This window comes from Pseudomonas sp. MF4836 (genome assembly GCF_002018875.1).
GTDB lineage: Bacteria > Pseudomonadota > Gammaproteobacteria > Pseudomonadales > Pseudomonadaceae > Aquipseudomonas.
On sequence record NZ_MVOL01000011.1, the window covers coordinates 205,558 to 218,611 of the forward strand.

Genomic DNA, 13,054 nt, shown 5'->3' on the forward strand with positions numbered 1-13,054 from the left:
ACACTGCGCGCCTATGAACACCATCCCCCACACCCAGATTGCTGAACCTGCGGTCACCTGCTCCACCTGCGCGGCGTGCTGCTGCCAGCTGGAAGTCATGCTGATCACCGACACCGGTGTGCCTGAACGGTTTATCGATACCGATGACTGGGGGGGCGAAGTCATGCTGCGCCTGGATGACGGCTGGTGCGCCGCGCTGGATCGCAACAGCATGATGTGCACCATCTACGAGAAGCGCCCGCTGATCTGCCGGGAGTTCGAGATGGGCGAAGCCGACTGCCTCACCGAACGCCGTGGCATCGCCACGGCGTATCGCTGACCGCAGCCGTTAATACGGCTGCGGCGTGCGGCTTACAACGGCATGGTGTAGTGCAGCGCGTAACTCTCCACGCCGTCGTTGTTGCTGCTGATACCGGCGTTGGAGTAGTGAGTGGCACGAATGCCCACTTCGTGCCCGCCGGCGAAGCGCAGGCCGAAACCAATCCGGTCTTCAAACTGGAAGGCTGACCCCAGTTTGTTGCTCTCGACTTCGGTGTGGTTGAACAGCGCGACCCCGATCCCCGCTTCAACGTACGGTTTGACGTTTTCACCGGAGAACTCATACACCAGCACCGGCGAGAACGACAGGCTGTGGTTGCTCGACTTCTTGTCGCCATCCCAATAGGTGTAGGCCCCACTCCAGTAGCCGGTCAGGCGACCGACATCGCTTTGCAACCAGCTCTTGTCCCAGTCGAACTGCATGCCCAGGCGGTAAGTCTGGGTCGAGTCGCTGGTCTGGCCCACGGCGAATTCGACGCCAGCGGCCTGTGCACTAAAACTTTGCCCCAAGAGTGCGGCCGCAAGCGCGGCCAAACAGAACAGACGCTTCATCACGAACATCCTTTTTAAACGTTTTTGTATGTTGTTGTACGATCGTACAGACAAGCTATAGAAATCCGCGCGGAATCAGAAGTTCAGCGCTATTCCGCTTTTTTTCACGTTTTTTTTACAAATCGAAAGGGTGTACAACGCCGCTACTGTGCCACAACAGCGGAAGAATATGCTTGAAGTGCGGCACATTGCCACTGGTCCAGAACTGCGCTTCGCGCGCCGGGCCCTGAGCACGCAATTGCTGCTCGTCGAGCAGGCGCTCCAATTGCCGGGCCACGGCGGCACCGGTGTCGATCAGGCTGATGTGGGCGGGCAGCATCGGCTTGAGCAGAGGCTTGAGAAAGGGGTAATGGGTGCAGCCCAGAATGATGGTGTCGCATCCTGCGGCCAGCAGTGGGTCGACATAACTCTGCAACAGCTCGCGCAACGCCGGGCTGTGCAGGTCACCGGCCTCGATCAGTTCCACCAGGCCCGGGCAAGGCCGGGTGATGACCTTGATATCGGTGGCAAAACGGTCGAGCAAGGCCGCGAACTTGGCGCTCTTCAAGGTGCCGGTGGTCGCCAGCACCCCGACCACGCCACTGCGGGTCGCGGCGGCAGCGGGCTTGACCGCGGGCTCCATGCCCACGATCGGCCACTGCGGGTAATCGCGGCGCAACTCGGCCACCGCCGCCACCGTCGCGGTGTTGCAGGCCAGCACCAGGGCCTTGGCCCCCTGCTCACGAAAGAAGCGCGCCATCACGCCACAGCGCTGACGGATAAATTCCGGGGTTTTCTCGCCGTAAGGAATGTGCCCACAGTCGGCGAAGTACAACAGTGACTCGCCAGGCAGGCGCTGCTGGATTTCCGCCAGCACCGACAAGCCGCCGATACCGGAGTCGAATACCGCGATGGGCGCTTCACCCATGTGTGGGCCCACAGACACTGCATCCTGGGTCACGCTTGACCCGCAACTCACGAAAACGTGAACCCAGCGCATCGATCAACAGCAGGCGTCCTACCAGGGGCTCACCGAAGCCGGCGAGCAACTTCAACGCTTCGAGCGCTTGCAGGCTGCCGACCATGCCGACCAGGGGCCCGAGCACTCCGGCTTCGCTGCAGGTCAGCTCGGCTTCGCTGCCGTGCCCATATAAACAGTGGTAGCACGGGCTTTCGGCGCGCCGTGGATCGAACACCGACAATTGGCCTTCAAGGCGAATCGCCGCGCCGCTGACCAGGGGTTTGCCGGCCGCGACACAGGCCGCGTTGACCGCCTCCCGGGTGGCGAAGTTGTCGCTGCAATCGAGCACCAGGTCGACGGCGGACACCGCCGCCGCCAGGGAATCCTCGTCCAGCGCAGTGCGGTGCGGCACCAGGTGCACCTGCGGGTTGAGCGCGGTGAGGCGGCGGATCGCCGAGTCCACCTTGCTCATGCCGACGCTGTCGGTGTCATGGATGATCTGACGTTGCAGGTTGGTCAGGTCGACGCTGTCGAAGTCGGCCAAATGCAACTCACCGACCCCGGCCGCCGCCAGGTACAAGGCCACCGGAGCTCCGAGGCCGCCGAGGCCGACGATCAGGGCGCGGCTGTGTTTGAGGCGCAATTGGCCGTCGATATCGACATGCTGCAACAGAATCTGTCGGCTATAGCGCAACAGCTCCTGGTCATTCAGCACGGCAGGCGCCCCAGGCTGATGCGTTCATGGCCACCCAGATCGACTCGACTGTGCACCTCAGCAAACCCCTGGCCGAGCAGCAAATCGCGCACGGCCTCCGCCTGATCGTAGCCGTGTTCGAGCATCAACCAGCCGCCGGCTTCAAGGTGCTGCGGGGCCTGGGCGATGATCAAGCGCAGGTCATCCAGGCCATCCGGCCCTGCGACCAGCGCACTTTCCGGCTCGAAACGCACGTCGCCGGCCGCCAGGTGTGGGTCGGCCGCTGCGATGTAGGGCGGGTTGCTGATAATCAGGTCAAAGCGTTGCGCGTGCAGGGCGCTGAACCAGTGGCTGCTGAGCACCGTGACGTTGTTCAACTGCAAGCGCTGGCGGTTGCGCTCGGCAAGAGCCACGGCTTCCAGCACTCGGTCGACCGCCGTGACCTTCCACGCCGGGCGCTCGCTGGCCAGGGCCAGGGCAATCGCGCCGCTGCCGGTGCCCAGATCGAGCACCTTGGCCGGTGTGGCGGGCAGCAGTTCCAGGGCGGCTTCCACCAACAGCTCGGTGTCAGGCCGTGGGATCAGAGTGTGCGGCGCGACTTCCAGGTCGAGCTTCCAGAAACCCTGCTGGCCGAGGATATAGGCCACCGGCTCGCCTGAACGACGGCGCTGCAGATAGTCGGCGAAGGTCAACGCGGCCTCGCTGGGCACGATGCGCTCCGGCCAGGTGTGCAGGAAGCTGCGCGGCTTGCCCAGGGCGGCGGCGAGCAGCAACTCGGCATCCAGACGCGCCGTCGGCGAATCAGGCAATTGAGCTGCGCGCAGCAGGCTGGCGATGATGGTCATTTACTCACCCAATGCTGCAAGTTGATCCGCCTGGTACTCGGCCAGCAACGGCTCGATAACCGCGTCGACGCCACCGGCAAGAATGTCGTCGAGGCAATACAGGGTCAGGTTGACACGGTGATCGGTCACCCGGCCCTGGGGGAAGTTGTAGGTACGGATACGCTCGGAACGATCCCCCGAACCCACCAGCAGCTTGCGCTCGCTGGCAATGGCATTGGCGGCGGCGCTGGTCTGCTGGTCATTCAGCTTGGCCGACAGCCAGGACATGGCCCGCGCCCGGTTCTTGTGCTGCGAGCGCTCTTCCTGACACTCGACCACGATCCCGGAGGGCAAGTGCGTGATGCGGATCGCCGAGTCGGTCTTGTTCACGTGCTGGCCACCGGCACCGGAAGAGCGGTAGGTATCGACCCGCAGATCCGCCGGGTTGATCTCGATCGCTTCCTGCTCGTCCGGCTCCGGCAATACCGCCACGGTGCAGGCCGAGGTGTGGATACGGCCTTGGGACTCGGTGGCCGGCACCCGTTGCACACGGTGCGCGCCGGATTCGAATTTGAGCTTGCCGTAGACGTTGTCGCCCTCGACCCGGGCAATGACTTCTTTATAGCCGCCGTGCTCACCCTCGTTTTCCGAGAGGATCTCCAGCCGCCAGCCACGCCGTTCGGCGTAGCGCGAATACATGCGGAACAGGTCGCCGGAGAAAATCGCCGCTTCGTCGCCACCGGTGCCGGCGCGGATCTCCAGGAACACGTTGCGCCCGTCGTTGGGGTCCTTGGGCAGCAGCATGCGTTGCAGGGTGCTTTCCAGCTCCAGCAGTTGCTCCTTGGCTTCGCGGACTTCTTCCACGGCCATTTCGCGCATGTCCGGATCATTGTCCTTGAGCAGCGCCTGGGCACCTTCGAGGTCGGCCTGGACCTTGAGCACCTGCTTATAGGCGCTGACGATCGGCTCGACTTCGGCGTACTCCTTGGAATACGCGCGGAACTTGGTCTGATCGGCAATGACTTCGCCGTCGCCGAGCAAGGCGGTCAATTCCTCGAAACGGTCCTGGAGGATGTCCAGTTTATTGAGCAGTGACGCTTTCATTGCGGTTTTTTATCCGAAGAGCTATCCGACGAGCCCTCACCGAGGGCAAAAAGTTCTTGAGCCATGGCCAACGCATCGAGGCGGCCTTCAGCGGTCAGTTTCTTCAACTGAACGCTGGGCGCATGCAGCAATTTGTTGGTCAGGCCACGGGCCAGTTGCGCCAGCACATCTTCGGCACTGCCGCCGTTGGCCAGCAGGCGCAGGGCCTTTTGCAATTCTTCGTCCCGCAGGCGCTCGCTTTGTTGACGATAGGCCTTGAGCACATCCACCGCCGCCAGCTCGCGCAGGCGCACCATGAAGTCCTCGGCGCCGATATTCACCAGCTCCTCCGCCGCCTGGGCCGCGCCTTGACGGCTCTTGAGGTTTTCCGCGACCACTTCGTGAAGATCGTCGACGGTGTACAGGTAAACGTCGTCCAACTCGCCGACTTCCGGCTCGATATCCCGAGGGACGGCGATATCCACCATGAAAATCGGCTTGTGCTTGCGCAGCTTCAGAGCACTTTCCACCGCGCCCTTGCCGAGAATCGGCAACTGGCTGGCGGTCGAACTGATGACGATGTCGCTGTGCACCAACTCTTGGGGAATATCCGAGAGCAGCACCGCATGGGCGCCGAACTGCTCGGCAAGAATGCTCGCCCGCTCCAGAGTGCGGTTGGCGACCACGATGCGCTTGACTCCCAGGTCGTGCAGATGGCGGGCGACCAGGGTAATGGTCTCGCCGGCGCCGATCAGCAGGGCCTGGCTGCGTTGCAGGTCGCTGAAAATTTGTTTGGCCAGGCTGACCGCGGCAAACGCCACGGAAACCGGGTTTTCGCCGATGGCGGTGTCGGTGCGCACTTGCTTGGCAGCGCTGAACGTGGCCTGGAACAGGCGGCCCAACAGTGGCCCGATCGTCCCGGCTTCACGCGCCACGGCGTAGGCCGACTTCATCTGCCCGAGAATCTGCGGCTCGCCCAACACCAGGGAATCGAGCCCGGATGCCACGCGCATCATGTGACGAACTGCCGCATCATCTTCGTGCACATAAGCACTGGCGCGCAGGTCATCGACGTTCAAATGATGGTATTGCGCCAGCCAGCGCAGCACGATATCCGCCGAAAGCTGATCCTGTTCTATATAAAGCTCACTGCGATTGCAGGTGGAGAGGATCGCAGCTTCGCGGCTGTCGGTGAGGCGGCAGAGCTGCTGCAAGGCCTCAACCAACTGCTCAGGGGTAAAGGCCACGCGCTCGCGGACGTCTACTGAAGCAGTCTTGTGGTTAATACCGAGTGCAAGGAAGGCCATTCAAGGTCGCTGATGATGTCGAGAAGCCGGCAATTGTCCTACTTCGAAAGATTCAGAACAACCACTGCCGACTATTGTCCTAGTTTTGAGCAAAAACTCGTCGAGCGAAGATCAGGCACGGCGAAAGCAGACGAGGAAGCGGAATTTAGTGGCCTAAATGAGCATTCCGAGCCTGTTTGCGCGTAGCGCCAAGGGCGCCCAGCGTGCCCCATGGTCTCAGCGCAGGCCGTTTTTGCGCATACACTAATAGACGGCCTCTGTTCTGGCGTCCCATTGAGTCTCGGTTATGTTTGACCGAAGGCTTGTGTCATGATGATCCGACCGCAGGTTAGTCGTCCTCTTCCTATATGAATAGATCTTCCGCGTTGCTCCTCGCTTTTGTCTTCCTCAGCGGCTGCCAGGCCTTGGCACCCGTTTCGTCGGACGGTACGCCGCCGGTTGAAGACAATGCCCCCGCCCCTGAAAAGCCCACGGTTTACGCCTCGTTCAGTGAAGACACGGTCTTCAGCCTGTTGAGTGCGGAACTGGCTGGCCAGCGCAATCGTTTTGACATTGCCCTGGACAACTACGTGACCCAGGCCATCAACACTCAGGACCCGGGCATCTCCGAAAGAGCCTTTCGCATTGCCGAATACCTGGGCGCCGACCAGGCAGCACTCGATACCTCGCTGATCTGGGCCAAAAACGCTCCCGACGACCTCGAAGCACAGCGCGCAGCCGCCATACAGTTGGCGCGCAGCGGTCGCTATGACGACTCCATGGTCTATATGGAGAAGGTCCTGCAGGGCAAGGGCGACACCCATTTCGATTTTCTTGCGCTGTCGGCTGCCGATACCGACCAGGACACGCGCAACGGCCTGATGAAGAGTTTCGACCGCTTGCTGCAGAAGCACCCGAACAACGGCCAGCTGATTTTCGGCAAAGCCTTGCTGCTGCAACAGGACGGCGATGGTCAGGGCGCCCTGACCTTGCTCGAGCAGAACCCGCCGGAAGACGGTGAAGTCGCGCCGCTGCTGCTGCGTGCGCGTCTGCTGCAAAGCCTCAACCGAGGCAAGGAAGCGCTGCCGCTGCTGGAAAAAAGCATTCGCCAATACCCGGACGACAAGCGCCTGCGCCTGACCTATGCACGCATGCTGGTCGAACAGGACCGCATGGACGACGCCAAAGTGCAGTTCTCCAGCCTGGTGCAGCAATATCCGGAAGACGACGAGCTGCGTTATTCCCTCGCCCTGGTGTGCCTCGAAGCCAAGGCCTGGCAGGAAGCCAAGGGTTACCTGGAAGACCTGATCGCCCGCGAAAGCCATGTCGACTCGGCGCACCTGAACCTGGGCCGCATCGCCGAAGAGCTCAATGACCCGCAAGGCGCACTGGCCGAGTACGAGCAAGTGGGCCCCGGCAATGATTACCTGCCGGCTCAACTGCGCCAGGCCGATATCCTGATGAACAACGGCCGCACCGATGAGGCCGAGAAACGCCTGGGCGCCGCGCGCGATGCCCAGCCTGACTACGCAATCCAGCTGTACCTGATCGAAGCCGAGACCCTGTCGGCGAACAATCAGGGCGACCGTGCCTGGAAAGTCCTCCAGCAGGCGTTGTTGCAGTACCCCGACGACTTGAACCTGCTGTACACCCGGGCCATGCAGGCGGAAAAACGCAATGATCTGGCGCAGATGGAAAAAGACCTGCGCCTGATCCTCAAGCGCGAGCCGGACAACGCCATGGCACTCAATGCGCTGGGCTACACCCTGTCGGACCGCACCACGCGCTATGCCGAAGCCAAGGATCTGATCGAACGGGCTCATCAATTGAACCCTGAAGACCCTGCCGTACTCGATAGCCTGGGCTGGGTGAACTTCCGCCTGGGTAACCTGGATGAAGCAGAGCGCCTGCTGCGCCAGGCTCTGGAACGCTTCCCCGATCAGGAAGTTGCTGCCCACCTGGGCGAAGTGCTGTGGGCCAATGGCAAGCAGCGCGAAGCCCGGCAGATCTGGAGCAAGTTCCTCAAGGACCAACCCGACAGCCCTCTCCTGCGCAGCACCATCAAGCGCCTGACCGGATCAGAGACTCTTTAAGACTATGTTTTTGCGCCACGTTATTGCTTTCAGTTTTATCGCCTTGCTCGCCGGCTGCTCCAGCTTCGGCTCCCGTGAATCGGTAGAGGGCCATGGCAACCCCGCGCAATGGCGCGAGCACAAACAGCAACTGACCGGCCTCGACGGCTGGCAGATCAACGGCAAGATCGGCATTCGCGCACCAAAGGATTCGGGTAGCGGCACGTTATTCTGGCTGCAACGCCAGGATTACTACGACATCCGTCTGTCCGGCCCACTGGGTCGTGGGGCCGCACGCCTGACCGGGCGTCCGGGCAAAGTGTCGCTGGAAGTCGCCAACCAGGGCCGCTATGACGCTGCCACCCCGGAAACCCTGCTTGAAGAACAACTGGGCTGGAAGCTGCCGGTGTCCCACCTGTCATGGTGGGTCCGCGGATTGCCCGCGCCTGACAGCAAAAGTCGCCTGAGCCTTGACGCCGACAGCCGCCTGGCGACCCTTGAGCAGGATGGCTGGCAGGTGGAATACCTGAGCTACACGCAACAGAACGGCTATTGGCTGCCCGAGCGGATCAAACTGCACGGCAGCGACCTTGATGTCACGCTGGTGATCAAGGAATGGCAACCGCGCAAGCTGGGGCAGTGAGATGACCGCACAGCGACTGACCCTGCCCTCCCCGGCCAAACTCAACCTGATGCTGCACATTCTGGGTCGCCGGGAAGACGGCTACCACGAACTGCAGACCATTTTTCAGTTCCTCGACTACGGCGATGAAATCACTTTCGCCGTGCGCGATGACGGCGTGATCCGCCTGCACACCGAATTCGCCGATGTGCCCCACGACAGCAACCTGATCGTGAAAGCCGCAAAAAAACTCCAGGAACAATCGGCATGCCCGCTGGGGATCGACATCTGGATCGAAAAGGTCCTGCCGATGGGCGGCGGTATCGGCGGCGGCAGCTCGAATGCGGCGACCACTTTGCTCGGACTGAATCACTTGTGGCAGCTGGGTTGGGATGAAGATCGCCTGGCCAGCCTGGGCCTGACACTGGGCGCCGACGTCCCGGTATTCGTGCGCGGCCATGCGGCTTTTGCCGAAGGCGTCGGCGAAAAACTGACCCCTGTAGAACCCGAAGAACCGTGGTACCTGGTGCTTGTACCGCAAGTCTCTGTAAGTACAGTAGAAATTTTTTCAGATCCGCTGTTGACACGTAACTCCGCGCCCATTAAAGTGCGCCCCGTTCCCAAGGGAAACAGTCGAAATGACTGCTTGCCGGTGGTAGCAAGGCGTTATCCAGAAGTACGTAACGCATTGAATTTGTTAGGTAATTTTACCGAAGCAAAACTCACCGGAACTGGAAGTTGTGTGTTTGGGGGCTTCCCAAGCAAAGCTGAAGCTGATAAAGTCTCGGCCCTTCTTACAGAGACCCTTACAGGGTTTGTAGCAAAAGGAAGCAACGTTTCGATGTTGCATCGCAAGCTGCAAAATCTGCTCTAAAGGAACCGAGTGCCAGGCACTCGATGCAACAGATACAGGGGCGTCGCCAAGCGGTAAGGCAGCAGGTTTTGATCCTGCCATGCGTTGGTTCGAATCCAGCCGCCCCTGCCATTTTCCTATACTCATCCAGGTTACCCTCAGCCTTCAGGTACTGCGCGTGTCCAAGATGATGGTCTTTACGGGGAACGCTAACCCCGATCTGGCTCGGCGTGTTGTACGTCAGCTGCATATCCCTCTCGGTGACATCTCTGTCGGCAAGTTTTCCGACGGCGAAATTACTGCAGAGATCAATGAAAACGTCCGCGGTAAAGATGTCTTCATTATTCAGCCGACTTGCGCTCCGACCAACGATAACCTGATGGAACTGGTAGTGATGGCTGATGCCTTCCGCCGCTCCTCGGCTACTCGTATCACTGCTGTTATTCCTTACTTTGGTTATGCCCGTCAGGATCGCCGTCCGCGTTCCGCACGTGTGGCTATCAGCGCGAAAGTCGTGGCTGACATGCTTACCGTAGTCGGCATCGATCGTGTTCTCACGGTTGATCTGCATGCTGACCAAATCCAGGGTTTCTTCGATATTCCGGTAGATAACATCTACGGCTCCCCCGTCTTGGTGGATGACATCGAAGATCAGCGCTTCGAAAACCTGATGATCGTGTCCCCGGACATTGGTGGCGTCGTGCGTGCACGGGCTGTTGCCAAATCCCTGGGCGTGGATCTCGGGATCATCGACAAACGCCGTGAGAAAGCCAATCACTCTGAAGTGATGCATATCATCGGTGATGTCGAAGGGCGTACCTGTATTCTGGTCGATGACATGGTCGATACCGCCGGCACTCTGTGCCACGCGGCCAAGGCCTTGAAAGAGCATGGCGCAGCCAAGGTTTTCGCTTATTGCACGCACCCGGTACTGTCGGGTCGGGCGATCGAAAACATCGAAAATTCCATGCTGGACGAACTGGTGGTGACTAACACCATCCCGTTGTCCGCAGCTGCTCAAGCCTGCTCGCGTATCCGTCAACTGGATATCGCGCCGGTAGTTGCCGAGGCGGTTCGCCGCATCAGCAATGAAGAATCGATCAGCGCGATGTTCCGCTAAGGGCCCTGCCCTTCTCGAACATTGTTCTGACGAAAAGCGCCCCGCCCCGGCATTCCTGTCGGGGCGGGGCTTTTTTGCCCATATCGCCTTTAGCGCTGGTCGCAAACGCTGGGGCGAATGTGGTTATTTTGGAGATACAACATGAACGATTTTACTCTGAATGCTGAAGTGCGTTCCGACCTGGGGAAAGGTGCGAGCCGCCGCCTGCGTCGTCTCGCAAGCCTGGTTCCAGCTGTAGTTTACGGTGGCGAAAAAGCCCCTGAATCCATCAGCATGCTGGCTAAAGAAGTTGCCAAACTGCTCGAAAACGAAGCGGCTTACAGCCACATCATCGAGCTGAACGTTGGCGGCACCAAGCAAAACGTAATCATCAAAGCTCTGCAGCGTCACCCGGCCAAAGGCCACGTGATGCACGCTGACTTCGTACGCGTTGTAGCTGGCCAGAAACTGACCGCTATCGTGCCTGTACACTTTGTTGGCGAAGAAGCTCCGATCAAGAAAGGCGGCGAAGTTTCGCACGTTGTTTCTGAAATCGAAGTGACCTGCCTGCCAAAAGACCTGCCTGAATTCATCGAAGTCGATCTGGCTAACGCCGAAATCGGCGCGATCATTCACCTGTCTGACCTCAAAGCCCCTAAAGGCGTTGAGTTTGTTGCTCTGGCACACGGCGATGACAAGGCTGTTGCCAACGTTCACGCTCCACGTGTTGCTCCAGAAGCTGAAGAAGGCGCTGCAGAGTAATTACTCTGCAATGCCGGAGTGACCAGGAAACATCGCGGACTGGAACGTAGCGAGAAAGCGGGCGGTAACGCGGAGTTTACATAATGGTAAATGAGCACTTGTCGTCCACTTTCGCCGCAACACCCGGTTGCTGCGATGTTATCCACCACTCCAAGGAAGGGCCCCTATCGTGACTGCCATCAAACTGATCGTTGGCCTGGGTAATCCAGGCGCTGAATACGAACAGACCCGGCATAACGCAGGGGCCCTTTTTGTTGAGCGCATCGCCGAAAAGCAAGGGGTCAACCTTGTGGCCGATCGCAAATATTTCGGCCTGACCGGGCGTTATTCGCATCAGGGTCAGGATGTTCGCCTGTTGATTCCCACCACCTACATGAACCGCAGCGGCCAGGCCGTGGCGGCACTTGCCGGTTTCTTCCGCATCACGCCTGAAGAAATCCTGGTGGCCCACGACGAACTCGACCTGCCACCCGGCGTCGCCAAGCTCAAGCAGGGCGGCGGCCATGGCGGTCACAACGGGCTGCGCGACATCATCGCGCAGCTGGGCAATCAGAATACCTTTCACCGCCTGCGGCTTGGCATTGGCCACCCGGGCGTTGCCAGTATGGTTTCAAATTTCGTCCTGGGTCGTGCGCCACGCGCCGAACAGGAAAAACTCGATGCCAGCATCGACTTTGCCCTCGGCGTGCTGCCGGATATCCTCGCCGGTGAATGGAACCGCGCGATGAAAAACCTGCACAGCCAGAAGGCCTGACTCTTATCCAAGGGGAAACACCATGGGATTCAATTGCGGCATCGTCGGCCTACCTAACGTCGGCAAGTCCACCCTGTTCAACGCCCTGACCAAATCCGGGATCGCGGCCGAGAACTTCCCCTTCTGCACCATCGAGCCGAACACCGGTATCGTGCCGATGCCGGACAAGCGCCTGGAAGCCCTGGCAGCCATTGTCAATCCAAAGCGCATCCTGCCGACCACCATGGAATTCGTCGACATCGCAGGCCTGGTGGCCGGCGCCTCGAAAGGTGAAGGCCTGGGCAACAAGTTCCTGGCCAACATCCGTGAAACCGATGCCATCGCCCACGTGGTCCGCTGCTTCGAAGACGAGAACGTGATTCACGTCTCCAACAGCGTCGACCCCAAGCGCGACATCGAAATCATCGACCTGGAACTGATCTTCGCCGACCTCGACAGCTGCGAGAAACAACTGCAGAAAGTCACCCGCAACGCCAAGGGTGGTGACAAGGACGCCGTGGTCCAGAAGGCCCTGCTGGAACAGCTGATCGCACACTTCACCGAAGGCAAGCCTGCGCGCAGCCTGATGAAGAACATGAGCACCGATGAGAAAGCGGTGATTCGTGGCTTCCACCTGCTGACCACCAAGCCGGTCATGTACATCGCCAACGTCGCTGAAGACGGTTTCGAGAACAACCCGCTGCTCGACGTCGTCCTGGCCATTGCCGAAGAAGAAGGCGCCATGGTGGTGCCGGTCTGCAACAAGATCGAAGCCGAGATCGCCGAGCTCGAAGACGGCGAAGAGAAAGACATGTTCCTCGAAGCCCTGGGCCTGGAAGAACCTGGCCTGAACCGCGTGATCCGCGCAGGCTACGAAATGCTGCACCTGCAGACCTACTTCACCGCCGGTGTCGAAGAAGTCCGCGCCTGGACCGTCAAGGTCGGCGCCACCGCGCCACAAGCCGCTGGCGTGATCCACACCGACTTCGAAAAAGGCTTTATCCGCGCCGAAGTCATCGCCTACAACGACTTCATCCAGTTCAAGGGTGAAGCCGGTGCCAAGGAAGCCGGTAAATGGCGCCTGGAAGGCAAGGAATACGTGGTCAAGGACGGCGACGTGATGCACTTCCGCTTTAACGTCTAAGCACCTGCGGGCTATTGCGGCAAAGCACTTGCCGCAATAGCCCGGTGTTGCACGGCCTGTGTCATGCCATCG

14 protein-coding genes and 1 tRNA gene are annotated in these 13,054 nt (G+C 60.1%); 9 read left to right on the plus strand and 6 right to left on the minus strand.

From position 1 onward, the window contains the following. Nucleotides 1-13: 13 nt before the first annotated feature. Nucleotides 14-319: a YkgJ family cysteine cluster protein gene (locus MF4836_RS24460; RefSeq protein WP_020297635.1), complete on the plus strand. Its 306-nt coding sequence runs from the start codon at nucleotides 14-16 to the stop codon at nucleotides 317-319. A 32-nt stretch (nucleotides 320-351) separates the two neighbouring features. Here MF4836_RS24460 and MF4836_RS24465 read toward each other — a convergent pair whose 3' ends face one another. From MF4836_RS24465 to hemA, 6 genes are all read right to left on the minus strand, one after another. Continuing rightward, nucleotides 352-870 carry an acyloxyacyl hydrolase gene (locus MF4836_RS24465; RefSeq protein WP_078472441.1) on the minus strand — a complete coding sequence of 173 codons (519 nt, stop codon included), beginning with the start codon at nucleotides 868-870 and terminating at the stop codon, nucleotides 352-354. Nucleotides 871-985: 115 nt separating this feature from the next. Beyond that, complete coding sequence (murI, locus tag MF4836_RS24470) at nucleotides 986-1,777, minus strand: glutamate racemase (RefSeq protein WP_078472442.1); 792 nt, start codon at nucleotides 1,775-1,777, stop codon at nucleotides 986-988. Further along, on the minus strand, nucleotides 1,770-2,525 hold the full coding sequence (locus tag MF4836_RS24475; RefSeq protein WP_078472443.1) for a molybdopterin-synthase adenylyltransferase MoeB: 756 nt from the start codon (nucleotides 2,523-2,525) through the stop codon (nucleotides 1,770-1,772). Before MF4836_RS24475 ends, murI begins: the two co-directional genes overlap by 8 nt. Next, nucleotides 2,519-3,349: a peptide chain release factor N(5)-glutamine methyltransferase gene (gene prmC / locus MF4836_RS24480; protein WP_078472444.1), complete on the minus strand. Its 831-nt coding sequence runs from the start codon at nucleotides 3,347-3,349 to the stop codon at nucleotides 2,519-2,521. The genes MF4836_RS24475 and prmC overlap by 7 nt, the downstream gene beginning before the upstream one ends. Further along, nucleotides 3,350-4,432, minus strand: coding sequence for a peptide chain release factor 1 (gene prfA, locus MF4836_RS24485; protein WP_078472445.1), 1,083 nt, complete (start codon nucleotides 4,430-4,432; stop codon nucleotides 3,350-3,352). It abuts the gene before it with no gap. Beyond that, a complete protein-coding gene (gene hemA / locus MF4836_RS24490) occupies nucleotides 4,429-5,718 on the minus strand; it encodes a glutamyl-tRNA reductase (protein ID WP_020297641.1) in 1,290 nt (429 codons plus the stop codon). The genes prfA and hemA overlap by 4 nt, the downstream gene beginning before the upstream one ends. A gap of 347 nt (nucleotides 5,719-6,065) precedes the next feature. Here hemA and MF4836_RS24495 point away from each other — a divergent pair, with 347 nt between their 5' ends. The 8 genes from MF4836_RS24495 to ychF all read left to right on the plus strand — a co-directional run bounded on the left by MF4836_RS24495 (nucleotide 6,066) and on the right by ychF (nucleotide 12,982). Beyond that, nucleotides 6,066-7,790 carry a tetratricopeptide repeat protein gene (locus MF4836_RS24495; protein ID WP_078472446.1) on the plus strand — a complete coding sequence of 575 codons (1,725 nt, stop codon included), beginning with the start codon at nucleotides 6,066-6,068 and terminating at the stop codon, nucleotides 7,788-7,790. A gap of 4 nt (nucleotides 7,791-7,794) precedes the next feature. Beyond that, nucleotides 7,795-8,412, plus strand: a complete 618-nt coding sequence (gene lolB / locus MF4836_RS24500) for a lipoprotein insertase outer membrane protein LolB (protein ID WP_078472447.1) — start codon at nucleotides 7,795-7,797, stop codon at nucleotides 8,410-8,412. A gap of 1 nt (nucleotide 8,413) precedes the next feature. Further along, entirely contained in the window at nucleotides 8,414-9,265 is an 852-nt protein-coding gene (gene ispE, locus MF4836_RS24505; RefSeq protein ID WP_078472448.1) for a 4-(cytidine 5'-diphospho)-2-C-methyl-D-erythritol kinase, read from the plus strand. A 36-nt stretch (nucleotides 9,266-9,301) separates the two neighbouring features. Beyond that, nucleotides 9,302-9,376, plus strand: a tRNA-Gln gene (locus MF4836_RS24510). Nucleotides 9,377-9,422: 46 nt separating this feature from the next. Continuing rightward, entirely contained in the window at nucleotides 9,423-10,364 is a 942-nt protein-coding gene (locus MF4836_RS24515) for a ribose-phosphate pyrophosphokinase (protein WP_003208392.1), read from the plus strand. Nucleotides 10,365-10,505: 141 nt separating this feature from the next. Next, complete coding sequence (locus MF4836_RS24520) at nucleotides 10,506-11,105, plus strand: 50S ribosomal protein L25/general stress protein Ctc (protein ID WP_020297646.1); 600 nt, start codon at nucleotides 10,506-10,508, stop codon at nucleotides 11,103-11,105. 169 nt (nucleotides 11,106-11,274) lie between these two features. Next, the gene (pth, locus tag MF4836_RS24525) at nucleotides 11,275-11,859 is read left to right on the plus strand and encodes an aminoacyl-tRNA hydrolase (protein WP_078472449.1); all 585 of its coding nucleotides are present in this window, start codon (nucleotides 11,275-11,277) and stop codon (nucleotides 11,857-11,859) included. 22 nt (nucleotides 11,860-11,881) lie between these two features. After that, on the plus strand, nucleotides 11,882-12,982 hold the full coding sequence (gene ychF / locus MF4836_RS24530; RefSeq protein ID WP_020297648.1) for a redox-regulated ATPase YchF: 1,101 nt from the start codon (nucleotides 11,882-11,884) through the stop codon (nucleotides 12,980-12,982). Nucleotides 12,983-13,054: the final 72 nt, after the last annotated feature.